General features: G+C 62.7%; 18 protein-coding genes. 9 read left to right on the top strand and 9 right to left on the bottom strand.

Features of this window, described 5'->3' with window-relative positions; translation table 11 throughout:
- Positions 1 to 66: 66 nt before the first annotated feature.
- Both BLT26_RS06740 and BLT26_RS06735 read right to left on the bottom strand, forming a co-directional pair.
- On the bottom strand, positions 67 to 897 hold the full coding sequence (locus BLT26_RS06740; RefSeq protein WP_091510590.1) for a DUF3014 domain-containing protein: 831 nt from the start codon (positions 895 to 897) through the stop codon (positions 67 to 69).
- A 254-nt stretch (positions 898 to 1,151) separates the two neighbouring features.
- Positions 1,152 to 2,051, bottom strand: a complete 900-nt coding sequence (locus BLT26_RS06735; RefSeq protein WP_217631387.1) for an alpha/beta hydrolase — start codon at positions 2,049 to 2,051, stop codon at positions 1,152 to 1,154.
- Positions 2,052 to 2,203: 152 nt separating this feature from the next.
- Between BLT26_RS06735 and BLT26_RS06730 the strand changes: the two genes are divergently transcribed.
- Positions 2,204 to 3,895 (top strand): alpha-amylase family glycosyl hydrolase, encoded by a 1,692-nt coding sequence (locus BLT26_RS06730; RefSeq protein WP_091510586.1) that lies wholly within the window; start codon positions 2,204 to 2,206, stop codon positions 3,893 to 3,895.
- Positions 3,896 to 3,981: 86 nt separating this feature from the next.
- Here the strand turns inward: BLT26_RS06730 and BLT26_RS06725 are convergent, their stop codons facing one another.
- The 4 genes from BLT26_RS06725 to BLT26_RS06710 all read right to left on the bottom strand — a co-directional run bounded on the left by BLT26_RS06725 (position 3,982) and on the right by BLT26_RS06710 (position 11,409).
- Positions 3,982 to 4,866 carry a universal stress protein gene (locus tag BLT26_RS06725; protein WP_091510582.1) on the bottom strand — a complete coding sequence of 295 codons (885 nt, stop codon included), beginning with the start codon at positions 4,864 to 4,866 and terminating at the stop codon, positions 3,982 to 3,984.
- A gap of 236 nt (positions 4,867 to 5,102) precedes the next feature.
- The gene (locus BLT26_RS06720) at positions 5,103 to 6,977 is read right to left on the bottom strand and encodes an alpha-amylase family protein (protein ID WP_091510579.1); all 1,875 of its coding nucleotides are present in this window, start codon (positions 6,975 to 6,977) and stop codon (positions 5,103 to 5,105) included.
- A gap of 95 nt (positions 6,978 to 7,072) precedes the next feature.
- Complete coding sequence (locus tag BLT26_RS06715) at positions 7,073 to 9,508, bottom strand: glycoside hydrolase family 31 protein (RefSeq protein WP_091511135.1); 2,436 nt, start codon at positions 9,506 to 9,508, stop codon at positions 7,073 to 7,075.
- Between the two features lie 47 nt (positions 9,509 to 9,555).
- Positions 9,556 to 11,409 (bottom strand): glycoside hydrolase family 13 protein, encoded by a 1,854-nt coding sequence (locus tag BLT26_RS06710; RefSeq protein ID WP_091510576.1) that lies wholly within the window; start codon positions 11,407 to 11,409, stop codon positions 9,556 to 9,558.
- A 298-nt stretch (positions 11,410 to 11,707) separates the two neighbouring features.
- Between BLT26_RS06710 and BLT26_RS06705 the strand changes: the two genes are divergently transcribed.
- Together BLT26_RS06705 and BLT26_RS06700 are read left to right on the top strand one after the other, a co-directional pair.
- Complete coding sequence (locus tag BLT26_RS06705; protein ID WP_091510573.1) at positions 11,708 to 13,198, top strand: MFS transporter; 1,491 nt, start codon at positions 11,708 to 11,710, stop codon at positions 13,196 to 13,198.
- A gap of 137 nt (positions 13,199 to 13,335) precedes the next feature.
- Positions 13,336 to 14,742 (top strand): alanine/glycine:cation symporter family protein, encoded by a 1,407-nt coding sequence (locus tag BLT26_RS06700; RefSeq protein WP_091511130.1) that lies wholly within the window; start codon positions 13,336 to 13,338, stop codon positions 14,740 to 14,742.
- A gap of 68 nt (positions 14,743 to 14,810) precedes the next feature.
- Here the strand turns inward: BLT26_RS06700 and BLT26_RS16605 are convergent, their stop codons facing one another.
- On the bottom strand, positions 14,811 to 15,509 hold the full coding sequence (locus BLT26_RS16605; protein ID WP_245720621.1) for a L,D-transpeptidase family protein: 699 nt from the start codon (positions 15,507 to 15,509) through the stop codon (positions 14,811 to 14,813).
- A gap of 466 nt (positions 15,510 to 15,975) precedes the next feature.
- Here BLT26_RS16605 and BLT26_RS06690 point away from each other — a divergent pair, with 466 nt between their 5' ends.
- From BLT26_RS06690 to BLT26_RS06680, 3 genes are read left to right on the top strand one after another with little or no spacing between them, the layout of a single operon-like run.
- Positions 15,976 to 16,473, top strand: a complete 498-nt coding sequence (locus tag BLT26_RS06690) for a nuclear transport factor 2 family protein (protein ID WP_139169420.1) — start codon at positions 15,976 to 15,978, stop codon at positions 16,471 to 16,473.
- A 26-nt stretch (positions 16,474 to 16,499) separates the two neighbouring features.
- Positions 16,500 to 16,904, top strand: coding sequence for a DUF2784 domain-containing protein (locus BLT26_RS06685; RefSeq protein ID WP_091511125.1), 405 nt, complete (start codon positions 16,500 to 16,502; stop codon positions 16,902 to 16,904).
- Positions 16,905 to 16,928: 24 nt separating this feature from the next.
- Complete coding sequence (locus tag BLT26_RS06680; RefSeq protein ID WP_091510567.1) at positions 16,929 to 17,183, top strand: hypothetical protein; 255 nt, start codon at positions 16,929 to 16,931, stop codon at positions 17,181 to 17,183.
- Between the two features lie 189 nt (positions 17,184 to 17,372).
- Here BLT26_RS06680 and BLT26_RS06675 read toward each other — a convergent pair whose 3' ends face one another.
- Complete coding sequence (locus BLT26_RS06675) at positions 17,373 to 19,025, bottom strand: alpha-amylase family glycosyl hydrolase (RefSeq protein WP_091510564.1); 1,653 nt, start codon at positions 19,023 to 19,025, stop codon at positions 17,373 to 17,375.
- A gap of 102 nt (positions 19,026 to 19,127) precedes the next feature.
- Positions 19,128 to 21,866, bottom strand: a complete 2,739-nt coding sequence (gene malT / locus BLT26_RS06670; protein WP_091510562.1) for an HTH-type transcriptional regulator MalT — start codon at positions 21,864 to 21,866, stop codon at positions 19,128 to 19,130.
- 275 nt (positions 21,867 to 22,141) lie between these two features.
- Here malT and BLT26_RS06665 point away from each other — a divergent pair, with 275 nt between their 5' ends.
- The 3 genes from BLT26_RS06665 (at position 22,142) to BLT26_RS06655 (ending at position 24,355) form a co-directional block, all read left to right on the top strand.
- A complete protein-coding gene (locus BLT26_RS06665; RefSeq protein WP_091510559.1) occupies positions 22,142 to 23,029 on the top strand; it encodes a hypothetical protein in 888 nt (295 codons plus the stop codon).
- A gap of 72 nt (positions 23,030 to 23,101) precedes the next feature.
- The gene (locus BLT26_RS06660; RefSeq protein ID WP_091510556.1) at positions 23,102 to 23,752 is read left to right on the top strand and encodes an MBL fold metallo-hydrolase; all 651 of its coding nucleotides are present in this window, start codon (positions 23,102 to 23,104) and stop codon (positions 23,750 to 23,752) included.
- Positions 23,753 to 23,782: 30 nt separating this feature from the next.
- A complete protein-coding gene (locus BLT26_RS06655) occupies positions 23,783 to 24,355 on the top strand; it encodes a DUF2799 domain-containing protein (protein ID WP_091510553.1) in 573 nt (190 codons plus the stop codon).
- Positions 24,356 to 24,358 lie beyond the last annotated feature (3 nt).

Genomic DNA, 24,358 nt, shown 5'->3' with positions numbered 1-24,358 from the left:
CCGGGAATGCGCCCCGGCAGCCGTTTCACAGGGAGACGGCGAGCTGCTGTCTCCCGAAACAATGAGCTACTGGCGCGGTGGCTGGAACTGTTGCAGCTCCGACTGCAGCTCCCGAAGTTTTGCTTTCACACGCCCCGCGTTGTCGGGTCCCAGGCGGATCATGAGCTTGTGTACGCCGGGCAGCTTCTCCAGCTTGGGATCGGCGAACTTGTAGTAGACCGACGGGCGCACCAGCTGGATGGGCCGGTCGACTTCCGGCGCATCGAGAGCCACGTCGATCGCCTTCAGGACCTGGTCATGGAAGGTCTTGTCCTGCATTCCCAGTTCGGCAAAGGCCTCCGCGAGGCGAGGGTACCAGAACCTGTACAGCCTCATTGCGGCGTCGTTGTTCATGTTCGCCAGAAGGCGCACCGGCGTATCGTAACGCTGGTAGTTCTCTTCGGAGAGCACCATACCGGTGGCCCCTTCCTTCTCCACGACGAGTGATCCCGGAGGTGAATTGTACGGCCGGTTCTTGGCCATCATCTGGCCGCTGGAAGCGGCGTTGACGGCGGCCACCCATTTGCGGATGACCTCATCGGATACCAGCCAGCGGCCCAGTGCGCCGTCCGGGGCCAGGCTCAGCAGGTCCTTCCGTACCGCCTCGTCACTCTCATTGAGGGGAGGGAGTTCGCGCTCGGGTTCCGCGGCTGGCTCCTGCTCCCCGGTATCTGCGGTCTCGGGCTCAGGCTCCGGCTCCAGGTCCACCTTGGGCTCGGGCTCCGGTTCCGGCTCACTTACCACCGGCGGTATCTCGGGCTCGGGCGCCGAGGTCAGAAAGAAATAGGCGCCTATCGCCACGGCGACCACGATCGCCAGCCCGATTATCCAACCACGGCTTGAATTGTTTTCTGCCATATTCCCGATCCCCTGTCCCTTGAATTGGATGCGCCGGCGGAGAGCTGGCGCTTATTGAGTTGAAGAGGCCGCTGCACCAGCAGCCTAACAATGGCTCAGGTATGAGCATAAAACTTCAGACAGCAGGTGCAAGGCGCAGTTTCGTACCGATTCCCGCGAGTGGGGAAAACGGCGCGCTGCAAACGCGCGGCGCTGGCCGTAAGGCCAAAGGTATGCTCGCCGGGTGGGAGTTACAACGTGCCGATCGAGGCCGGCTACTCGGCCCCGGTCTCGTCTTGGCGGGCGGGTTGATCGAACAGCCAGGTCACGGCCGGCGCAAATTGGGTCCGCCAGAAACCCTCATTATGTGCGGCGCCATCCACGAGGCTTGCATGCCAGGAGGTCGCGGGCATTTTCCGGGAGAGAAGGGCCTTCATGGCCCGGTAGCCCTCGAGCATCTCCTCTCCCTCGGCGCCGCCCATCAGCAGGTACATTCGCGCAGGGAACTCGCCCTGCCGGTTTTCGGCCATCCGGTGGATGGGCGGGGCGATCCAATAGGCGGGGGAGAAAATCGCCGCCCGGGAGAATACCTGGGGGTAGCGCAGCATGGCATAGTGCGAGATCAGGCCGCCCAGGGAGCTTCCCATAATGGCCGTGTGCTCCCGGCCGGCCAGTGTGCGGAAGTGCCCGTCAATATAGGGTTTAAGCTGGTGAACCACGAATTCCAGGTAGGCCTCACCCTCTGCCGCGGCGTATTTGGGGTGGTCGAAGGGAGTCAGTTCGTGAATACGGTGTTCGCCACCGTGGTCTATCCCCACCACGATCAGGTCGAGACCGCGCTCAGCTGCCAGCCGGTTCAGGGTTTCATCCACGCCCCACTCGCCGGCGTAGGCAGTTGCGTCATCGAACAGGTTCTGGCCATCGTGCATGTACAGGACCGGATAGCGCCTGTCGCCGCCTTCGTATCCGGGTGGCAGGTACAGGCGGACGGTCCGCTCACGCGCCAGGCGTTCCATCTGCATTGCCGGCAGGACCCGCACATTTGCGGTCGCGGTACCGGGGACGGGCACTTTGTCCGCGTCCGCTGCTACGGCGGACATTGTGACCAGTACAGAGAGCAGGTACAGGCCTGCGAGGAGCAATAGCCGGTTGCCGGATGCTGAATTGGGGTGCATGGGGGCTCCGTTGCGGGTTACTGGCCGTGATTCTGCCACAGCTATACGCCGCTGCGGCTACGCCCCGAGCCGGGGGGAGGCAGCGGTTTGCCGGCGCGCTAGAGTGACGGTTTAAGCAGAGACAATTACGAACAATGGCTGCGGATCGAGCGATGATAAAGAAGAAGTTAGCGTGCGTACTGGCAGGCGTGGCCCTGCTGGCCGGTTGTGGGCCGGAGACAGAGCAGGTGGAAGAACAGTATCAGGCGGGTGAAAGCCAGCAGGTGGACCCCTTCTGGCGCAATGCCACCGTATATTTCCTGCTGCCCGACCGCTTTGCCAATGGCAACCCTGACAATGACCTGGCATACGGCCGCGAAGATGACGCCGCGCCCCTGCGTGGCTTTATGGGTGGTGACCTGCGGGGGGTGATAGAGAAGCTGGAGGCCGGTTACTTCAATGATCTCGGGGTCGACGCCATCTGGATGTCACCCGTGCATGAGCAAATACAAGGTGCCACCGATGAGGGCACAGGCCGCACTTATGCCTACCATGGCTACTGGCCGAGAGACTGGACCGCGGTTGACCGTAACTTCGGTACCGAAGCCGAGCTGGCGGAGCTTATAGGAAAGGCCCGGAGCAGGGGTATCCGTGTGCTGCTGGACGTGGTGATCAACCACACCGGGCCCGTCACCGGGCAAGACCTGCTGGCACCGCAGTCCTGGGTGCGCCCCGATCCTGTGTGTGACTGGTCCGGTTTTGCCGGCACCGTGAGCTGTACGCTTGTCGATAACCTGCCGGACATCCGCACCGAGAGCGAAGAACCGGTCGAGCTGCCGCCACAGCTGCTGGAAAAGTGGCAGCGCGAGGGCCGGCTCGAACAGGAGCTGGCGGAGCTCGATGCCTTCTTCGCGCGCACCGGATACCCGCGCGCGCCAAAGTACTACCTGGTGAAATGGGTCACTGACTGGGTGCGGGAATACGGGGTGGACGGATTCCGCGTGGACACCACCAAGCATGTTGAGCCGGAGGTCTGGGCGGTGCTTGAAAAGGAGGCGAGCAGGGCCCTGGCGGAGTGGCGAGCGGAAAATCCCCGGGAGAAACTCGACGACCGTGACTTCTTTATGGTGGGGGAGGTCTACGGTTTTGGCGCCAATGATTTTGGTGTGACCCGTGGGCGCAATTACGATTTCGGCGATCGACAGGTGGACTTCTATAACTACGGATTCGACAGCCTGATCAACTTCGATTTCTCCCAGCGCGCCGATGACGGCTGGGAGAGCCTGTTCTCCACCTATTCGGAAAACCTGCACGGTGGGCCCCTGGACGGTCTGGGCGTACTCAACTACCTGTCATCCCACGATGATATGAACTCCTTCGACCGCGAGCGGCAGCGTACCCGGGAAGCCGCAACCAAACTGATGCTCGCGCCGGGTGCGGCACAGATCTATTACGGAGATGAGTTGGCCCGGCCGTTGCACGCTCCTGACGCCAATGGGGATGCCCAGCTGCGTAGCGCCATGAACTGGGAGGACCTGGAAAAGCCGGCCACGCAGGAATTGCTGGCCCACTGGCAGAAGCTCGGCCAGTTCCGCCAGGCGCACCTCTCTGTTGGTGCTGGCGAACACCGCAAACTGGCGGACCGGCCCTATACGTTTGCACGTACACTTCCGGGTGAGGCGCCGGTTGTGGTCGCCCTGGGCCTGGAACCAGGCGCCAGGCAAGTGGCCGTTGGTGGAATCTTTGCCGACGGTACCGCGGTCCGGGATTTTTATTCCGGCCAGCAGCTGACAGTGAAGGACGGGGCGGTGACCGTCGACGGCGAGTTTGACATGGTGCTGCTCGGCCCCGTCGACCGGGGCTGAAGCAGCCCGTGCGGGCTGCGGGCGCCAGTAAAACAGGCCCGCCCGCATCCCGCCGCTGCTGTCGCGGCGGCTAGAGGCAACCTGCTTCAGGTGGTCGCCTCTGCAGCCTCCTCCGCTTCGGCTGCCGCGCTTTCGCTGTCGGTGAAAGTGAATTCGTTACATACCATTACATCCACGTCCAGCTCGCCGATTACCCGCTCGGCGGTATTGCCGCGCAGCAGGGTGCCCGTGGCGCCGTACTGGTTGAGGGTGCCCATCACTACCACATCCGCATCGATTTCACCGGCGACAGCGGCCACCACGTCACTGGTGTAACCGCGATGGACGTGGATGCGGTTGGCCGGCACGCCGGTCTTGGAAGCCAGCTTGGCCAGCGCGCCCCGGTCAGGGTACAACATGGAATCGAGGTAGGCGTTCACCAGATGCAGTTCTGCATCGTAGTTGGCGGCGATGTAGCGCGCACGCTCGCTGATTTGCCGGTTGAGCTGGCGCTGCTTGGCGGTTTTGGCCTGGTAGTTGACCGTGGCCAGGACTACCTTGCGCCGGGCCTTTGCCCCCGGGCGGATTAGCACTACCGGGCAGCGGGCGCCCTTGAGTACCTGCCACTTGGACTCGGCGAAGGTGAAGCGCCGGCTGGTCTTGGCATGGACCGGCAGATAGATCATCTCGGCGTTACAGCGCTTGGATTCCTGGATGATGGCGCCCTGCCAGTCGCTGGACCAGCACACCTGGATCTCGCACTCGAGGCCCGCCTCCGCAATGGGTTCGCGAATGGCTTCGCGGAACCAGTGCTCGTCACGGAACAGGTGGTCGTTGACTGCGCGGGTATCCACCGCTTCGCCATCCACTGCGACGAACACCAGCAGGCGCGGTTGGGGTGAGCGCAGGCGGGCGGTGGCCAGCGCGCGCTCCAGGGCGACATGTTGATCGTCATTGGGGTCGACGACGACGAATATGGTTTGCTGTTGCATTTATCTCTCCTCGATTTTGTTATTCAGGGGCGCTGTGTCGCGGCCGGATCAAGCCTGCCACTGGCAGGCCGGGGCTCGCCACCGCCGGTCGTGCGGCCCGCAGGGCCCGGCCGTGGGGTCAAGCATGACCAACTTGGAATCGAATGATGCAGTAGGGAGATGTGGGGGACTTGAGATAAATCAACCCGTGCGGAATTGAATCGGGCGGCAGCGGGCCGCCCGCAGCAGAGAAGGCCTCAGCCGCCCACCCTGAATATGTGACCACTCATCGGCTTGAGGTCGAGCCTGACCCGGCCCACGCCGTCCCGCACCTCCAGCTTGGCGGTGCGGGATTTATCCAGCTGGTCCACCAGTGGGTAGGTACCGTCCGCCAGCTGCCACTTCTGGATCAGGGTGGCCGGTATGCCGAGGTCCGGACTGGAAGGTTTGCGGGCAAAGCTTGCCATCACCAGCAGGCGCTCGTCCCCGGCCCAGCGGGCAAACGCGTAGTGCTTGTCCCCATAGCCATTCTTCTCGGTGCGGTTCAGCGGGTGCAGGTCCATGAACTCTCCGCGCAGTGCCTCGCTCTCGGTGGAGAAGTTGAGCAGGCGGCGGTAGAAGTCACGCAGCTCCTTTTCGTATTCCGCCAGGCGGCCGCCATCGAAACTGCCCCCGTCCACCCAGCGTCGCACGCTCGGTACCGACCAGTAGTCGAAGATGGTGGTGCGGCTGGCTTTGCCGAAACCGGCGTCCTCGCGTGCCGGCTCGCCGAACTCCTGACCGAAATAATGGAGGGTAGGGGCGGCGGAGACCGTTGCGGAAACCACCATGGCCGGCACACCCATACGGTCATCGCCGGCGAATTCGGGGCTGGCGATGCGCTGTTCGTCGTGGTTTTCCATAAAGTGCAGCATATGGGGGGCAATATCCTGCAATTCCGCCTGGACTTCTGCCACGCGGTCGGTGCTGCCTTTATCTTCGATCACCGCGCGGATAGCGTCGTAGGTGCCCACCTTGTCATAGAGATAATCCATCTTGCCCAGGTGGATATAGTCGCGGTAGCGCTCGGGAGTATAGATCTCGGCCAGCAGCAGGGTGTCAGGGGCTTTCATCTTGATGGAGGAATTCAGGTAGCTCCAGAACTCCACCGGCACCATGCCGGCCATGTCATAGCGGAAACCGTCCACACCGAGGTCCAGCCAGTAATGGGTGATATGGCGGAACTTCTCCCAGGAGTCGGGCACGTCCTTGTCCGCCCAGAACTCGGCGTGGGCCCGGTAGTCTTTTTTCGCATAGTCATCGGGCAGCTCGGGGAAATCCTTGCTGCCGTCCGGGCGTACACCGAAGTTGATCTTGACGGTTTCATACCAGTCGTTGATGTCCGGCTGTGCGGTGCGGGCGCCGTTGCCGGTCCATTTGGCCGGGCTTTCCTCAAACTCTCCATCAGCAAGTGGGTGTGGCTCGCCGTTCAGGGGCTGGTAATCATGGGACTCCGGGACCCTGAAGTCCTCACCGACAACGTAATAGAAATTATTGTCGCGGGCATAGGCGACTGAAGTATCGTCGTCGGCGCCGAAGTCCCGGATCCCGGCGGGCTTGGTCGTCGACTCATAGGCCCGCGCGACATGGTTGGGCACGATGTCGATGATGACCTTCAGCCCCGCGTCGTGGCTGCGCGCGATCAGCTGGCGGAACTCCTGCAGACGTTGTGCCGGGTTTTCGGCCAGGTCCGGGTTCACGTTGTAGTAGTCCTTGATGGCATAGGGTGAACCGGCGCGGCCCTTGATCACGTCGGGGTCATCGATGCTGATGCCGTAGTCACTGTAATCGCGCACCAGGGCGTGGTGCAGGGAACCGGTATACCAGATGTGGGTGGCGCCCAGTTCGCGGATTTTTCCCAGCGCCCTGGGGGTGAAGTCGTTGAACTTACCCACACCATTTTCCTCGATGGTGCCCCAGGGGCTGTTGGTTTCGGTGGTGTTGCCGAACAGCCGCGGCAGCGCCTGGTAGATCACCGCTTTCTGCGGGTGGCTGGGTTTTATTCCGGGCTCTTCTACCGGTGCATCCGGTTTCTCGCTGGTGCAGCCGGCGACGAGCAGGGCGGTTACGATCAGTTTATTCAGGTGTTTCATGCAATCTGCTCAGGGTAGTTTTCCGGTTTTAGTTATCGTAGTGCCGCATTGTTTCCCCGGTGCCAGACGGCGCCGTGAGCCAAACGATGCTGTGCTTAATGCCTGACGTCGAGAGACAGAGCTTGCCGGTCCCATTTGAATTTTACCCGTAACTGGTTCGCGTGTTGGTCAAGCCAGGCAGCCTCGCTGGCCTGCTCGAAGTCACGCTTGCTTTCGAGCACGGGAATTTCCTTACCCGCTGCCCGGACCTGCGATGGCTGCAGACTCCAGTTGTGGATATTCAGGTGCATATTACGCTGTTGCGGTTCCCCCGGGTAACCGCCGCCGTCACGGCGGAAGTCAAAGCGGATACCCCCGGCGCTACGCCCGGCCTTGAAGTGCAGCCTGGTGTAGCGGTCGCGCGCGAACGCATTGACGGTGAGTCCGTCGTCTTCATAGACATAGCCACTGGATTCAATAGAAGCCGGGTGGGCATAGTAGTCCAGGGTCAGGTTCTCACTTGAGTAGTCCCGGGTGGTCGCCATGTCATCCACCGTGGGGATAAACGCACCCGCACGGACCAGTACCGGGATCGTCTCCAGGTTCACATCGATCGTGGCTTTTTCACCGCTGTGCTGGTCATCGTTCCAGTAATTGAACCAGACGCCGCCGGGAAGACGTAATTCCACCGCGTCAATTCCCGCCCCGGTGACCGGCGCCACCAGGAAGTCGTTGCCCCACAGGTAGGCATCCTTGTAGTCCATCAGCGCCGGGTCGCTGTCCGGCTCAAAGAACAGCGGTCGCATCAGCGGCATACCCGTCTGGCTGTTCTCGAATGCCAGGGTGTAGTTATACGGCAGCAGCCGGTAGCGCAGCTTGATGTACTCGCGGGTGATATCCCGGGTGGTGCGGTCGTGAAAGACCGGCTCGGAGGCAATATGTTCTTGCGCGTGGGGCCGGTAGACCGGCTGGAAAACGCCGTATTGCAGCCAGCGGATATAGAGTTCGCGATCGAACTCCTCGCCGCCGGCGAAGCCGCCCAGGTCAGAGTGGGTATAGCCGAAACCCAGCAGGCCCATGGACAGTGCCAGTTCCACCTGTGGCTTTAGCCCGCCCCATTCGCGCGCCACGTCACCCGTCCAGGGAATCATGCCGTAGCGCTGGGAGCCCGGGAAACCGGCACGCATCATGATGAAGGGCCGGCGCTCCGGATATGCAGCGGACTGTCTCTCAAACAGGGTCTGGGCCCAGCGGTGGCCATAGGCGTTGTGTACCTCGTCGGCCATACCAATGGCGTGAACGGTATCCGACGGGTGCACCTCGGGCTCGCCCAGGTCACCCCACCAGCCACTGACACCCTGCTGCAGCAGGCCGTCGTAGATATTCCAGAACCAGTCGCGCCCGCGCTCATCAAACACGTCGATCAGGCCGGTGTTGCCGAAGTAGAAATCGAAACGCATGGGCTTCCCGCCGAGGTCTTTTGCCAGCGCGCCGGCGGCCACCGCCTCGTCCCAGCGCTCGGAACTGGTGAGTACAAAAGGCTCGGTGACCAGGATGGTCTGGATTCCGCGCTCGCGGAAATCGGCCATCATTTCTTCGGGTTGCGGAAAAGCCCCCCGGTCCCAGGCAAGGTTACCCATATGCCCCTTGATATCGGGACCGAACCAGAAGAGGTCAAGTACCACTGCGTCCAGGGGAAAACCTTCATCGGCGAACTTTTCCACAGTCTCGCGTACTTCTTCCTCGGTGTGATATCCGAAGCGCGAGGCGAAATTGCCCAGGGCCCAGCGCGGTGGCAGGGGTTGCCGCCCGGTGGCGTCAACGTAGTTTTCGACCAGCTCAGGGTAGTTGTCGCCGGTGGCGACGATATAGGCGGTGCGGCCGCCCACCGCCTCGAATTGCAGTACATCCTCGTCGCTCGCGCCCAGGTCCAGGGCTCCCGTGGCGGAGTTGTCGAAGGCCAGAATGTACTTGTTGCTGGACATCACCGCCGGCAGGCTGAAGTACATCTGTTCTGACTCGGTGGTGTAGCCGTAATGGGCGCGGTTATACAGCGGCAGGCGCCTGCCGCGCCGGTCCATGCCCAGCACCCGCTCTCCACCTCCCAGAAGTTTTTCCCCCTCTGCCAGCGCAAAGCGGAAGCCGCGCATGGTCTCGGTGGCGAAGAACCCTGTTTCCTCGCTGAGGATGGTCTCGCCGTCGCGGTGGTAACTGATGGCGAACGGGGATTTGCGGATCACCGCGTGCAGGTCACCAAGGTCGTAGGTGATCAGCCCTGCGCTCTCCTCGATACTGGTCTCAACGGGGGCGCGTCTGGTACCAGCCAGGGCGAACGAGGGCAGTTGCTTCACGCCCTCGCGTCGGTAGTGCACGGCGACCGAGTCATCATTGATTGGGGTCAGGGTGACTTCGCCATCAGTAGTCTCGATGGTGAGTGCATTCCCCTCGAGGCGGTGCTCGAGGTAATGGCGCGACTCGGTTGCGCCGCTGCTGTTACTCACGATAGCGCCAGCGAGGGCACAAAATTGCAGGGTCTTTTTTAACTTCATCATCATTTCTGCCTTGGCTCGAGGCTGCTATGCCGGCGTCGGGCCGGTCATTATTGTATTTCCAGTACCATCACTTCGCGCGGCGGGATCTGCAGGTGATTCAGCTGGTAGCCGCGACCACTAACCACATCCACCCCGCGGTTTTTCCCTCCAATTATCTCGGCGAAGCGCTCTTTCCTGAATGGTGCAGGTTTATCGCCCTTGTTCATGGCCACCATTACAACGTTGTCGTTATCGTGACGGAAGTAAACATAAGGTCCGTCGACCGGGGCGAAATGGGTGAGTTGGCCGCGGTGGATGACCGGCTGGGTGCGGCGCCAGCGAAAAAGTGCGCGGACATATGCCTGCGCCTTACGCTGGGAGTCAGTCAGGCCGGCGCCGGTAAAACCGTTGGCCTTGTCTCCGTTCCAGCCGCCCGGAAAGTCGCTGCGCACGATACCGTCGGCGCGGTGCCGGGGGCTCGTCATCAGCAGCTCATCGCCGTAGAAGAACTGCGGGATGCCGCGCATGGTGGCCAGGTAGGCCACCGCCATGCGGAACAGGGCCAGATCTTCGCCTAACTGGCTGAAAAGGCGGCTGGTGTCGTGGTTACCGCCGAAGATCACCAGCCGCTCGGGATTCGGGTACTGGAAGTCGTTGGCCAGCCCCTCGTAGAGGCGGATCAGTCCGCTGCTCCAGCTTTCCTTTTCGGTCAGGCCCTCGCGCAAGGCGTAGTGCAGGGGAAAATCCATCATGCTTTGCAGGCGCCCGCCGGTCGCCGGCTCACGTTCACCGCGCTGCCAGTGGGCCACCAGGGCGGCGTTGCGGGTCCATTCCTCCCCCACGATATTGAAGCCCGGGTATTCCCGCCGGATACGCCCGGCCCACTTCTCCAGGAAGCCCGGGTCGGAGTAGGCGTAGGTGTCGGCGCGGATGCCGCTGATGCCGGCGTACTCGATCCACCACAGTGTGTTCTGTATCAGGTAGTTGGCCAACAGCGGATGGCGCTGGTTAAGGTCGGGCATCGAGTCAACGAACCAGCCTTCGGTAAACAGGCGTTGGTCTGCCTCGCTGGCATGGGGGTCCACCGGGGTGAAGCGGCTGTGGTTGGTAATCGCGTACTCACCCCTGCCCGTTCCGGCACCGTTGAGCCAGCTCGTGTCGGGCAGGTCGGTCATCCACCAGTGGCCGTCGCCGATATGGTTCAGCACTACATCCTGGATCACGCCGATCCCCTTCTCCCCAGCGGCGGCGACAAATTCCCGATACTCCTCGTTGCTGCCGAAGCGTGGGTCGATGCGATAGTGATCCGTGGCGGAGTAGCCGTGATAGGAGTAGGCAGGCTGGTTGTTTTCCAGCAGCGGATTGGGCCAGATAGCGGTGAACCCCATATTGGCGATGTACTCGAGGGCCGCGCGCATGCCGGCGATATCCCCGCCGTGCCGGCCCCCTGGAGCCTCCCGGTCCGGGCCTTCCTGCATGCCGGGAGCGATGTCATTGCCGGCATCGCCGTTGGCGAAGCGATCCGGAGTGACCAGGTAAATTGCATCCGTGCTGTCAAAACCACGCTGGCCGCGCGGCGGGGCGGTACGGGCGCGCAGCTGGTAATCGAAGGCGCTGCGGCGGGTGCCGTTCTCGAGGAGCTGGATGGGGAAGGTGCCCGGCTTCACATCGGGGGCCAGGCGCAGGTTGATAAACAGGTAGTTGGGGTTGGCGGTGGACTCGGTACCCACTACCTCCACGCCCGGATAGTCCACGGCCGCCTGCAGGTTGCCAATAGCCTCCCCGTGCAGCATCAGCTGGAGGTCCGGCTCTTTCATGCCCGGCCACCAGAATGGTGGCTCGATACGATCCGGGGTTGTTGCGGGGGCTGCGCTTGCTCCGCCCGCAGCGAGCAACAGCACCAGTGCGAGTAAGTGCTTCATTACCGTATTCCTCCCGGGGGGTCGTACAAATCTCCACCACGTATTCTGCAGGAAGCGGTGCTTCGGGAGATCCCCCTCCCGACAGGGGGAGGGCACCGTCGCAGCCCCGACGAAACCGAGCCGGGATTACGGGTCACAAACTCGCTGGGCCTGTCCGTCGTGGCGATCATCCGCCAGTCTACTCCCCCGAAGGGGGAGGATGGCCGGCCACCGTCCCCGTGCCATGATCCCGTAAGCCATATAGAGAGGGCCGCTCCCCGACGTGCCCGCCCCCATAAAGATAAAGAAACTCGCAGAGATGATGATGAAACAGCCCAAGTTACCCTTCTGGCAGGTGTGGAATGTGAGCCTCGGGTTCCTCGGTGTGCAGTTCGGCTTTGCCCTGCAGAATGCCAATGCCAGCCGCATCCTGTCCGACCTTGGGGCCGACCTCCATTCGCTGTCGCTGTTCTGGATTGTTGCGCCCCTGATGGGCCTGATCGTACAGCCGATCGTGGGTTCTGCCTCCGACCGCACCTGGAGCCGCTTTGGCCGCCGCAACCCGTATATCCTGTTCGGTGCCATGGCCGCGGCTGTGGGCATGGCGTTTATGCCCAATGCAGGAATCGTGGTGGCCTTCGTGGCGCCGATCCTCTTCGGCGGGGTGATGCTGGCGCTGATGGATGCGGCCTTCAATGTGACCATGCAACCATTCCGGGCACTGGTGTCCGATATGGTGCCGTCCGAACAGCGCACCCTGGGTTACTCCGTCCAGTCGCTGCTGATCAATATCGGCGCGGTGCTTGGCTCCATGCTGCCGTTTATCCTGACCAACGTGATCGGGCTGGAAAACACCGCGCAGGCGGGGCAGGTGGCGCCGTCAGTGATCTGGGCCTTCTATATCGGTGCAACCGTGTTGCTCGGCAGTGTGCTGTGGACCGTGTTCCGCACCCGTGAGTACGCCCCGGAAGAATACAACGCGTACAAGGGTATCGACGCGGAGCAGCTGGCGCGGGAGCTGGCCGAGCGCAAGTCACTGTTTCAGCGGCTCGGCGGTTTCCTGACGCTGCTGTTCAATATGCCGAAGACCATGCGCCAGCTGGCGGTGGTGCAGTTCTTTTCCTGGTTTGCCCTGTTCATCATGTGGGTCTACACCACCCCGGCCATCACCCAGCATGTCTGGGGTGTGGACGCCAGGTGGTTCGACCACGACTACCTGGCCACTGTGGGCCAGATACCTGAACACATTGCCGCGGCCAAGGGTGCCGCCGGCGACTGGGTGGGAATTATCTTCGCCGCCTACTCGCTGTTCGCTGCCATATTCTCGATAGCGCTGACCCGCATAGCCCGCGCGCTGGGTCGCAAGCCCACCTATGCGCTGTCGTTGCTGCTGGGCGGCCTGGGTTATATCAGCTTCCTGCTGTTCCAGGGCGGCGAGCTGACCCGGGTCAACCTGCTGATTACAGAGGTTACGGTGCCCAGCGGTGCACTCGGGCTGCTGTTGCCAATGGCGGGCATCGGTATCGCCTGGGCTGCGATCCTGGCCATGCCCTATTCGATCCTGTCCGACTCCCTGCCGGCCAGCAAGACCGGCGTGTACATGGGGATCTTCAATTTCACCATCGCCGCACCGCAGATCCTCTCGGCCCTGGTGGCGGGCCCGATATTGCACGGCGTATTTGGTAACCAGGCCATCTATATCATCGTGTTGGCCGGTGTTTTTATGATCTTCGGCGCGATTTCGGTATTTTTCGTACGCGAGCCCGAGATTGTGGTGGATGAGCTGGAGCCGGAACCGGTTGTTGCCTGATAAGAGGGCCCCTCGCCGAGGGGCTTTTTATTGTGGCCCTGGGTGAGTATGCCCCCCTCCTCACTGCGGACCGTTTTGACAAGCAGGCATCGCGCTTCATAGACTCCCCGGTACACCAACCACTGATCGAATCCTCCATGGAATTCCTGCAATCCCTCGATGCGGCGCTGGCCGCATTTGCTTCCTTTGTCTGGGGGACGCCCCTGCTGGTCCTGCTCGTGGGCGGCGGCCTTTACCTGCTGGTGGTTTCTCGCGGCCGGCCATACCGCCACCTGGGCCATAGCATCGACCTGCTGCGTGGCAAGTATGACAACCCCGATGATCCCGGCCAGGTGCCGCACCGCCAGGCCCTGTCCACTGCCCTTTCCGGGACCCTGGGCCTGGGCAATATTGCCGGGGTGGCCATTGCCATCAGCACCGGCGGGCCGGGAGCCGTCTTCTGGATGTGGGTTACCGCCCTGGTGGGGGTGGCCACCAAGTTTTACACCGCCACCCTCGCGGTGATGTACCGCGGCCGGGACGCGGCCGGTGAGCTGCAGGGCGGACCCATGTATGTGATCCGCGAGGGGCTGGGCAAGCGCTGGATGCCGCTGGCCCTGCTGTTTGCGGTGGCGGGCTTGTGCGGCATGCTGCCGGTGTTCCAGTCAAACCAGACGGTGCAATTGCTGCGGGAATCCTTCGCCGTGCCGCTGGGCGTGGTGGGCGAAGATGGTTCGCTTTGGTTCGATTTTGCCATCGGCGTGGTGCTCGCCATCGCTGCGGCGGTGGTAATTGCCGGGCGTATCCAGCGCATCGGCAAGTTTGCCGTAATGGTCGTGCCGGGCATGGTGCTGTTTTACCTGGCGCTGACCTTTATCGTGATCGGTTATTTCTGGCAGGAAGTCCCGGCGGCACTGTGGCTGATCGTGACCGATGCCTTCTCCGGGCGGGCGGTGGCCGGCGGCGCGCTGGGGGCGGTGATCGCCACCGGCATCAGTCGCGGGGCCTTCTCCAACGAGGCTGGCATCGGCACGGAATCCCTGGCCCACGGCGCGGCCAAGACCACCGAGCCAATCCGCGAGGGCGTGGTGGCCATGGTGGGCCCCATTGTCGATACCCTGGTGGTCTGCACCTGTACCGCACTGGTGATCCTGCTCACCGGTGTCTGGCAGCATGGCGAGGGTATCGAGGGGGTGTCGCTCACGGCAGAGGCCTTCTCGCAGGTGTTTGGCCACTGGGGGCCGGTGCTGTTACTGCTGATGGTGCTGCCGCTGGCTTTCAGCACTATCGTCACTTTCTGGTATTACGGCGTGAAGTGTTTCGTGTTCCTGTTCGGGCCCCGGTTGCAGTGGTTGTATACCGCCATCTACATCTCGCTGATCGCGATTGGTGCCGTGGCTTCGCTGAATGCAGTCAACAGCATCATTATCGGCATGTACGCAGTGATGGCGGTTCCCACCATGACGTCGACTCTTTTGCTGGCGAAGTACGTAAACCGGGCCGCGCACGATTACTTTGTGCGGATGGAGTCTGGCGAGAAAGCGGGCCTGAAAGACCCCGTATAAAGCAGAAAGGGCGAACACGGGTTCGCCCTTTCTGCTTCTTTGGTGCCAGTTCGTTACGGTACTGTTCGTTACGGTACTACGGAAACCTTGGTACCCACGGACGCGTTGTTAAAGAAGATCTTTGCCATATGCCAGGGCAGGCGGATGCAGCCATGGGAAGCCGGGTAGCCCGGTACATAGCCCGCGTGCATGGTCACCGCCCCGTTGATCCGCATCATGAAGTCCATTGACGCACCGCGAAATATCGAGCCGGGCGGTTTGCGGTGACGACGGACGTCCACATTGCTGCGCAATACATAACCACTTCTACTTACATAGTGGCCATAAAGGTTAGAGCGGTGGTTGTATTTCTTTTCCGAGATGCGGAAGTTGCCAGTGGGCGTCCTGTGCCCGGCCTTGCCGGTGGATACAGGCGAAACGCCTGCCAGCTTACCGCCCTTATAAAAATAGGCCCTCTGTTCGCTGAGATCGATCACAATTTTAGGTGCACCACCGCTAACCTCGTGACGCCACCAGGACCTGCCCGTGTATTGCTGGGCGCCGTAACCCCCGTAGGGTGACCTGCTGTAATAGCGCGAATTGTAGCCGGGGCGGCCGTACGAGTTGTGCTGGCCTTGCGAGTTGTAGTAGCTGCGTACGTGCGGAGGCAGGTTGTTTGGATCGCGATAATCGGCACCCTCTGCTACTTCTGTTACCAGAGAAGCGCTACTGAATACCAGCAACGCGGCAAGTGACGATCGTTTTAGCAGTGAAAAACGGCTCTGCATTGCGCACCTCTCTTGCAATCTACTGCATCTGCGAGACGAACCCGCCGCGCGTACCTCCGCGAGGTAAAGGGATCCTGCACGTCCGGCAGGCGCGACGACAGGTCTTGGATTTCCCCAGGCGGCGACCAGTGTCTCCTGGTCTCTGCCGCGGACAGGGCTCTGGCGGAAAAACCGCGAACAAGTGGCTTGGATGGTAGGGTGAGGGCCTGGCACCTTATTAAACCGATTGGGTATTAGGCGCGATCGCTATAGAGAGAGAAGGCATAGCTGCCCGGCGGGCATCCGGCAGCCGGGCAGTGGCGCGCGGCAATGTGATGGCGCTCGGGGTAAGATAGGGCCTAATGATTCCGCTGGCGGGTTCGCCCGCGGCCATGCTTATGCAAAGCGGACGGCCTGACACCCGGTTGAGTGTCGCCCGCGTGACACCACCGCCGGATTTATCCCGCGAGCTTTCGAGGAGCTTTTGATGAGAGCGTATATTTTTCTGTTGCTTTTGATACCGCTGGCGTCGTATGCGACAACTTCCTCGCCGGGGAGTGTCGTATCCGGTTTCTGGCAGGCGCTGTCGCGCGAGCCGGGCGAAAGGCCCGACATCGGCACGTTGCAGCGTGTATTCCACCCGGAGGCGATGGTGTTCGGCGCGCGTTACCGTGAGGGCAAACCGGAATTTTCAGTGATGACTGCGGCCGATTTCATACAGCGAATCGATCGCATTGGGGAAAAGGGGTTTTACGAGTGTGAGGTTGCGCGGCGGGTCAACTCCTATGATCGCTTCGCGACGGTCTACAGCGTAGTGGAGTCCCGCACCGCGAGAGGCGCAGCCGCAGAGTTTACCGGGGTAAATAGTATCCAGCTGTACCTGGACAAAGGCCACTGGCGAATCATATCCGTCTATTACCAGGTCGAAAAAGCGGGGCTGCCGATTCCGCTCGACGGCGGCGAGACGGGCAAGTGCCTTGGTTAAACCCTCTGGGAAAGGTGGACGGTGATATGAAAGCGGAAGTGCTTTATGCCCTGGCCGCGGATGCAATTCTGGTCACACATGTGGTGTTCGTCGCCTTTGTTATTTGTGGTCTCCTCTGCATCGTCGCCGGGAAACTGCGCGCCTGGTCCTGGGTGCGCAATCCCTGGTTCCGCCTGGCGCACCTTATAGCCATCGTGATAGTGGTGCTGCAGTCCTGGCTAGGGGCGATTTGCCCGCTTACCATCTGGGAGATGGCCCTGCGTGAGCGCGCCGGTGATACCGTATATGCGGGCAGTTTTATTTCCCACTGGCTGGGCAGGATTCTCTATTACCGGATTCCGGACTGGGTATTTATCCTGTGCTATACCGGGTTTGGGGCACTGGTGGTTTTCTGCTGGTTCTGGGTCCGGCCACGCCCACTGGCCCGCTGACAAAATTCCGAAGGGGTGTGATGAATGAAAAAGGTATTCCTGGCGTTGTCGGTTTTTATCCTCCTGGTGCCGTTTGCCGCCGCGGCGGAACGCGAACCCACCGAAGAGGAGAAAGCGCGAGTGCGTGCAGCGCTGGCGGCGGTCAACTGTGAGGATGGCCGCATCCGCGTAAAGGACTACGGTTTCAAGGTGGTAGGAGCCAGTTGTGATGGCAAGGACAGCTGGGAGATCAGGCTGGGCCAGTCCTTTGAGGTCCTCAGTCGCAAGCGGGACGACTGACGCGCTCGCGCCGTCGCGTCCAGTGTGCGGGTAGTACGCAGGCATAAAAAAGCCGGCCCGGGGCCGGCGAAGAGAGATGTCAACAGGTGCCATCCATGGCAGTGCAAGTGACGAGAGAAACGCACTTGTTGGGGGAGGCAGCCCGGGGCGCAAGGTGTTGCCGCCGCGGCCGATCAGCGAAATTGTTGATTAACCGCCGTGCTGATTCCTCTTGCGGTGTAACACCCGCGCGCCGGCCAGCGGCAGCCGGATACTGGTTCCGGTAACCTCGCCAGCGAAGTTGTGGGGAGTGATATCGCGCGCACCGGAGAATTCCTCCGGTAGTGCCAGCTCGGCATCCTCGCGGCCGTAATTAGTGGCCACCAGGAATTCCTCGGTTGCGGTGCGGCGGTAGAAAACCAGCAGCTCGTCGCCGGTGTCTACGACTTGCTGTTCAGCGCTGGCCAGGCCCGGCCATTCGCGATGCCACTGCAACAGGGCGCGAAAGCGATTGAGGATGGAGTGCTGGTCGTCTTCCTGCACGCTCACCGCCTTGTTGCGATGCTCTTCCGGTACCGGCAACCAGGGCCTGGCCCTGGAGAACCCGGCATTGACCTCGCCGTGGTTGAACCAGGGCATGGGCGTGCGGCAGCCATCGCGACCCTTGAATTCCGGCCACAGGTTGATGCCGTAGGGATCCTGCAGGTCCTCGAAGGCGATCTCGGCTTCCTCCAGCCCCAGTTCCTCGCCCTGGTAAAGACATACGCTGCCGCGCAGGCACAGCTGGGTGAGAAGGAACAGCGGCACGCGTGCAGCGGCCTGCTCGCGGTCAAATTCCCTGTTCCAGCGGGTCATGGGGCGCGGCACGTCGTGGTTGCTGATCGACCAGCAGGGCCAGCCCTCCTCGATGACCTGGCGGTTCTTGCGCAGCGTCTCGCGCAGGAACCCGGCGCTGCAGTCCTCCGCCAGCAGGTCGAAGGAATAGGCCATATGCAGGCGGTCTTCGGTGGTGTACTCGGCCATGATCTTGTGGGTGTTGTCGTCACCCACTTCACCCACAGTCACTGTGTCCGGATACTGGTCCAGCAGCTTGCGCACGCGCTGCAGGAAAAGCAGGTTTTCCGGCTGCGACTTGTCGTGGATGTGCCACTGGTACTGGTAGGTATTGACCGGCGGCAGGCCATTCTCGTCCAGCTGCAGGGGCCGCGCCGGGTTGTCGCGCAGTGACTGGTTGTGAAACGCGTGGTTGATGGCGTCCAGGCGGAATCCGTCCACCCCGCGCTCGAGCCAGAACTTCAGGTCGGCCAGCAGCTGTTCCTGGACCTCCGGGTTGTGCAGGTTCAGGTCGGGCTGCTCTTTCAGGAAATTGGTCAGGTAGTACTGGCGGCGGCGGGTGCACCAGCGCCATGCGCTGCCGCCGAAGTTGGACATCCAGTTATTGGGCACGCTGCCGTCCGGCTTTGGGTCGGCCCAGACATACCAGCCCGCTTTGGGGTTGGAGCGGCTGGAGCGGCTCTCCTGGAACCAGGGATGCTGGTCGGAGGAATGGCTGAGGATCTGGTCGATGATGACCTTCAGGCCGCGGGCGTGGGCGGCCTCGATGAGCTCATCGAAATCCCCCAGGTTGCCGAAGATCGGGTCCACGTCCCGGTAGTCCGAAACGTCATAGCCGAAGTCCGCCATTGGCGACTTGAAAAAGGGTGAAATCCAGATGGCGTCCACACCGAGTGACTGCACATAGTCGAGCTTGCTGGTTATACCTGCCAGGTCACCGATCCCGTCGCCATTGGCGTCGCAGAAACTGCGTGGGTAGATCTGGTAGATGACGCTGTTGCGCCACCACTCGGTATTGCTGCCACTCATAACTACTGCCCGTCGGATAGTCACTTAATAGGATAGGCTCAGTATGACGGCGCCCCGCATGGGACGCCTCCTCCCCATGTGGGGGAGGAGGGCGGAGGAAAGTCAGGAGTGAGCCGGGTCGCTATCAGCGGGCTGGTCCTGTACCGAGCGCAGCATCTGTTCCGCCAGGGCAATGGCTTCCTGGCGGTCCTGCACGTCGAGCTTCTGGTACAGGCTGCGGATGTGCGTCTTGATGGTGCTGGGGGCCACCTTGAAGTGACGCGCGATGCGCTCGTTGGACAGGCCCGAGTGGATGGCGTTGAGGACCTGCCACTCCCGCGGGGTGAGGGGCGAATGGCGCAGGAAGTCGGGCACCGCATCACTCTCGAGGATCTCGCGGATGATGGTCTCATCCAGCTCGATGCGGATGCCGCCGTCCAGCTCCGGCTGCTGCTGTGCGAGGCGGATCAGCTCATGGGCCTTGTCCAGCTCGCCCTCCTCGAGACCGCTGTCGATGGCGGCCTTCAGGATCACGATCAGTGGCTTGCCGATCTGCAGGAAACTGGCGCGAAAATCCCGCTCGACGGCAATGGCCAGCGCTTCCCGCATGGTCTGGATGGCCGCATCGCGTTGCTCCCGCAGCCACAGCAGGTGGGCTTCCAGTACCAGGTTGCGCAGGCAATCGGTGACCAGGCCGCACTCACGGGCGACCTGTTGCAGGCGACTCAGCAGCCGGTTGGCATCCGACCAGCGGTGCAGCTCGATCAGGGCGCGCACGTGGTTGCGGCCGTGGCACTGCTCGAAGTGGTTGGTGGGGCGATCCGCCACCGGCTGGGCCTGTTCCAGCCAGGTGGCGATAGCCTGCTGGTCGTCGAGGGCCCGCCAGGCGCGCAGTCGCGCGGCATCGGCATTGGCAACCCAGTCGCGATGGTAGCGCTCGCCTGCCAGCAGGCGGTTGATTCGCGACAGCCATTCCAGGGATTCATCCCGCTCCCCGCGGGCCTGCGCCACTTTCAGCAACAGGGTATATTCCTGCAACAGCCAGCGCTCACCGGCCTTGCGATTGATCTGCATGCCCCGCCGGGCAGAGGCAGCCGCTTCCTCGAGGCGGCAGTCCTCCCATTCCAGCTGGCCGCCCAGCCGGCAGATAAATTCGGAGATGGGCAGGCCGGCCAGGTGGCGCTCTTCCACCAGTCGTTGCGCCCGCTGCTGGAGCACCGCGGCCTTCTTCAGCAGTCCCTGGGCGATGGCGATCTCGGTCTGCTGGCAGATGGCCCAGGCGGCACTGGGATAGTCTTGTTCTGCCAGTGCCAGGGTCTCGACTTCCCGCATGTGGTCGACAGCCTCACCCAGCGCCCCCAGGCAAAAGCTGGTCTCGCCCACCACCAGCAGGGCGGCAATGCGCTCGCCGTGCTGATCGGGGGCCAGCAGCTCGAGCGCCTCCTCGGCGTATTCCTTGGCGACCAGGGTCTGGCCCCGTGCTACTGCAGCCTGCGCGCGCACGGTGGCGAAGGCGCCCTCGAACTGTCGCCACTGTTGCGGGTCCTCGCGCTGCAGCCAGCTCTCTGCCGCAGACAGCACTTTCTCGCACTGGTCGTATTCGAAGTTGTCCCGCGCCAGTTTCGCTGCAATCAGGGTGAAGCGGGCGTTGCGTCGCAGTTTGTCGTTGCCGAGCCAGGTGAGGCAGTCGTTCAGTACGCGTATCTGGCCCTCGCGCAGGAACTGTTCTCCCTGCACGTACAGCAACTGCTGCAGGCGCTCGGTATCCTCCGCAGCCAGCGCATGGCGGAGGGCCTCCAGCGGCTGGCCCAGCTCGAGCCAGGTATCGCTGGCGATGCGATGCAGCGCCTGTAGCCGGGATCTCTCCGTCAGCTGGCGCTGCAGGAAGCGGGCGAAAACCGGGTGGTAGCGGAACCACTGGCGGCTGGAGTCCTGCGCCTGCAGGAACAGGCCGCGGCGGGCAGTTTCCTCCAGCAGTTGCTGGCCGTTTTCGAGCCCGCTGAGCCGTTCAGCGAGGGTGGCGTTCACGCGGGTGAGGATGGAGGTGCAGGCCAGCAGCTCGCGCAATTGCGGGTCCAGCCGTTCCAGTACCTCCTCTGCCAGGTAGTCCAGAATGTGGCTGTGGCCCTGTTCCAGCTCGCCCAGGTAGCGGTCCACTTCCTCGGCGTTGCGCACGGACAGCGCGAACAGCTGCACGGCCGGCGGCCAGCCTTCGCTTAACTGGTGGAGCTGCCCGATGCGGTCACTGTCCAGTGGAAACGGCAGGCGCTGTTGCAGCAGTGCGGAGGTCTCTTCCACATTCAGCGCGAGCTCCTCGCTGTCCAGTTCCAGCAGCCGACCCTGGACCCGCAGCGTGGCGAGGCCGAGTGGGGGTTGGCTGCGGCTGGTAAGTACCACGCCGATACCGGTCGGGGCATGGCGGAGCAGGAAGCGGGTGATGTCGTGCACCGCCTCGCTGTCAATCTGGTGGTAATCGTCGAGCACGATGCGCAGCTCGCTGGGCAGGCCGCGCAGCTCGGCCAGCAGCTGGCTGATGACCACTGACGGTTCCGGGCGTTGCTGGGCCGCGACCAGGTTGTGGGTTTCGGGCACGCCGTTGCCGGTGGCGCGGTGCACGCTTTCGACGAGATAGCGGCAGAACTGGCCGGGCTCGTTGTCGCCGGAATCCAGGGAGAACCAGGCCACCGGGCTGTCCTGGGCGGCCGCCCAGGAGGAGACGAGAGTGGTCTTGCCATAGCCCGCCGGCGCGGTGACCAGGACTACCTGATCGATATCGCCCTGGTCCAGCAGCGAGAGCAGGCGCGGCCGCGCAAGGGTGTGCTCCGGGCAATCCGGCAGGCTGTATTTGGAGGCTAAAAGCATCGCAGTGTTCGGGCCCGTTGAGTGGTTTTTATACAGGCGTAATTATGCACGATGAGCTTTACATGGCTACCGGGCGGTGACATCCCCCCTGCCGGGGGAGGACGACCATCAAGTTTTCTTGCAAAACAGTGACCAGATGGTAGCTTCGTGTGTTGGCCGGTTGAGGGACGCTGGTACAGGCTGGGATCCGGTATCCTTGCCTGCAGATGGATATTGAGCGAGGCCGTCGCGCCGGCACATGCATAACAACAACTAAAAAACAATCAGGGGCAAACATGAGCGATATCGTCATACTGGCGGCGCCGGGTATGGGTACCGCGGACGGGGCCTTCGCCCAGCCGCTGTTCGAAGCCCTGCGCCGGGGCCTGGGAGAGGACTGGGCCAGGGTGCACTGCGACACCATTCCCTGCCACGACCACCTGCATACCAACATTGACCGCGTGTTCGAGGGCATGCAGAAGCGCGACCTGGATTTCCTCCGCGCCCGCCGTTTCATGCTGTTTGGCATGGCCGAGAGTGCCGCCCAGTTTTCCACGGCGCAACAGCGCGACGGCAACTACGACAAGAGCCAGCAGGCCATTTACGGCACCCTGGAACGCGCCGCGGCCGCCGCCGGTGATACGGCGCCGGTGGTCCTGCTCAGTCACTCCGCGGGTTGCACCAGCCTGTCCAACTACCTCTGGGATGCGCAGCGGCCCACCATCGGCCACGGTATCTGGCGCGACGGCGGCCCACGCGGTGTGCACAAGGGCTCCGCGCGCGACCTGTTCCTGCGCCTGAAAACACTCAGTTACTGGTACACGCTGGGGCCGACGATGCCCCTGTGGACAGCGGCCCTGCCGCGGGAGCAGATCCAGGCGGTCACTTCCGACACCCGCGGTTACAACTTTCGCTGGAAGAATTTCTATCACCCGGACGACCTGTTCGGCTGGCCGCTCAAGCCACTTAGCCCCTCCTACAACCAGTCGGTGTATCGCGATTACGAGACCAGCCCGCTGGCCGACGCGGGCGCGGCCCAGTTGGGCCCCCAACTGGTGGCCCACCAGGGCTATTGGGACAGCGAGACGGTGCAGGAACAGCTGTTGCAGGACCTGCGGGCACTGTTGCAGCGCACGGGCGGGCGGCCCGTACCGGCGCGGGGGGCTGCCGAGGCCCCGGCCTGATCCCCGCGGCCACTGAATCGCACGGCTGCCCCTGTATAATGACGGCTGATTTACTAGTTGGTGGTTAACCCTATGTCCCTGCAGTTTCATACCGTACCGGTCACTCCCTTCCAGCAGAACTGTACCCTGCTCTGGTGTGAGGACAGCAAGCGCGCAGCGGTTGTGGACCCGGGCGGCGACATCGAGCGCATCCTGGCGGCGGTGGAAGAGCGGGGCCTGAAACTGGAGAAGATCCTCCTTACCCACGGCCACCTGGACCATGTTGGGGGCACCGCTGCGCTGGCCGCGCAACTGCAGCTGCCCATCGAGGGGCCACATCGCGAGGATGCCTTCTGGATCGAGCAGCTGCCGGTCCAGACCCAGATGTTCGGTTTCCCCCCGGTCGAGACTTTCTCCCCGGATCGCTGGCTGGAGCAGGGGGACACGGTCACAGTGGGCAATGAGTCCCTGGAAGTGCACCACTGCCCCGGCCACACCCCGGGCCACGTGATCTTCTTCCATCGTCCCGGCAAGCTGGCGCTGGTGGGGGATGTCCTCTTTGCCGGTTCCATCGGCCGCACGGATTTTCCCCGTGGGGACCACGACACCCTGATCCGCTCCATTACCGAAAAGCTCTGGCCGCTGGGGGACGATGTTCGGTTTATTCCCGGCCATGGTCCCATGTCCACCTTCGGTCACGAGCGGCAAACCAATCCGTTCGTGGCGGACAGCCGGTTCGGCTGATCCCGCCGGATTTCCACAGCGAGACCCGTTATGCAGACACTGAGGCGCCTGCCCGTTTTCGCCGCCATCGCCGCAGCTGCCCTGTTTTCCGGTTGCGCGGTGATCTCCGAGGACCAGTGCCGGGCCGGCAACTGGTACGAGCAGGGCGTGGCGGGCGGCCAGCGCGGTGTCGCGCAGTCCACCGTCTACGAGATAGCGCAGGCGTGCCAGGCGCACGGGTTACGCGTGGACAGCGACGCCTGGTTGCGCGGCCACGAGGAGGGGGTGGAGGAGTACTGCACACCGGAAAACGGCTTCCGTGAGGGCCGCCGGGGCCGTGATTACGCTGGCGTCTGTACCGGCCCCAATGCAGACCAGTTTATGACGGAGTACCGTCGCGGGCTGCAACTCTACCGGGTGGAGCAGCAATACCAGCAGCTGGCATACCGTTACGATCGCCTGCAGGACGAGCTGTTCGCCGTGCGCGCAGCCCTGCATTCGGCGGAGAGCGAGGAGGAGGCCCGGGTGCTGAACCTGCGCCGCCGCAGCCTGGTGCGCGAGCTGCGCATACTCGACCTGGAGCTGCATCGATTCGGCGCACCGCGCGTAAACTTCTGGCACTGAGGA

This window comes from Microbulbifer yueqingensis, assembly GCF_900100355.1.
Taxonomy (GTDB): Bacteria; Pseudomonadota; Gammaproteobacteria; order Pseudomonadales; family Cellvibrionaceae; genus Microbulbifer; species Microbulbifer yueqingensis.
Note: the sequence above shows the minus strand (reverse complement) of the source record. Positions and strands in the feature narration are given on the sequence as shown.

Excerpts from the sequence above, each read along its gene's own strand:
- BLT26_RS06685 (WP_091511125.1), top strand. The coding sequence starts at position 16,500 with ATGAAAGCGGAAGTGCTTTATGCCCTGGCCGCGGATGCAATTCTGGTC.
- BLT26_RS06725 (WP_091510582.1), bottom strand. The coding sequence starts at position 4,866 with ATGCAACAGCAAACCATATTCGTCGTCGTCGACCCCAATGACGATCAA.
- BLT26_RS06700 (WP_091511130.1), top strand. The coding sequence starts at position 13,336 with ATGGAATTCCTGCAATCCCTCGATGCGGCGCTGGCCGCATTTGCTTCC.
- BLT26_RS06715 (WP_091511135.1), bottom strand. The coding sequence starts at position 9,508 with ATGATGAAGTTAAAAAAGACCCTGCAATTTTGTGCCCTCGCTGGCGCT.
- BLT26_RS06730 (WP_091510586.1), top strand. The coding sequence starts at position 2,204 with ATGATAAAGAAGAAGTTAGCGTGCGTACTGGCAGGCGTGGCCCTGCTG.
- BLT26_RS06740 (WP_091510590.1), bottom strand. The coding sequence starts at position 897 with ATGGCAGAAAACAATTCAAGCCGTGGTTGGATAATCGGGCTGGCGATC.
- BLT26_RS06660 (WP_091510556.1), top strand. The coding sequence starts at position 23,102 with ATGTCCCTGCAGTTTCATACCGTACCGGTCACTCCCTTCCAGCAGAAC.
- BLT26_RS06720 (WP_091510579.1), bottom strand. The coding sequence starts at position 6,977 with ATGAAACACCTGAATAAACTGATCGTAACCGCCCTGCTCGTCGCCGGC.
- BLT26_RS06710 (WP_091510576.1), bottom strand. The coding sequence starts at position 11,409 with ATGAAGCACTTACTCGCACTGGTGCTGTTGCTCGCTGCGGGCGGAGCA.
- BLT26_RS06655 (WP_091510553.1), top strand. The coding sequence starts at position 23,783 with ATGCAGACACTGAGGCGCCTGCCCGTTTTCGCCGCCATCGCCGCAGCT.
- BLT26_RS06735 (WP_217631387.1), bottom strand. The coding sequence starts at position 2,051 with ATGCACCCCAATTCAGCATCCGGCAACCGGCTATTGCTCCTCGCAGGC.
- malT (WP_091510562.1), bottom strand. The coding sequence starts at position 21,866 with ATGCTTTTAGCCTCCAAATACAGCCTGCCGGATTGCCCGGAGCACACC.
- BLT26_RS16605 (WP_245720621.1), bottom strand. The coding sequence starts at position 15,509 with ATGCAGAGCCGTTTTTCACTGCTAAAACGATCGTCACTTGCCGCGTTG.
- BLT26_RS06690 (WP_139169420.1), top strand. The coding sequence starts at position 15,976 with ATGAGAGCGTATATTTTTCTGTTGCTTTTGATACCGCTGGCGTCGTAT.
- BLT26_RS06680 (WP_091510567.1), top strand. The coding sequence starts at position 16,929 with ATGAAAAAGGTATTCCTGGCGTTGTCGGTTTTTATCCTCCTGGTGCCG.
- BLT26_RS06665 (WP_091510559.1), top strand. The coding sequence starts at position 22,142 with ATGAGCGATATCGTCATACTGGCGGCGCCGGGTATGGGTACCGCGGAC.
- BLT26_RS06705 (WP_091510573.1), top strand. The coding sequence starts at position 11,708 with ATGATGATGAAACAGCCCAAGTTACCCTTCTGGCAGGTGTGGAATGTG.
- BLT26_RS06675 (WP_091510564.1), bottom strand. The coding sequence starts at position 19,025 with ATGAGTGGCAGCAATACCGAGTGGTGGCGCAACAGCGTCATCTACCAG.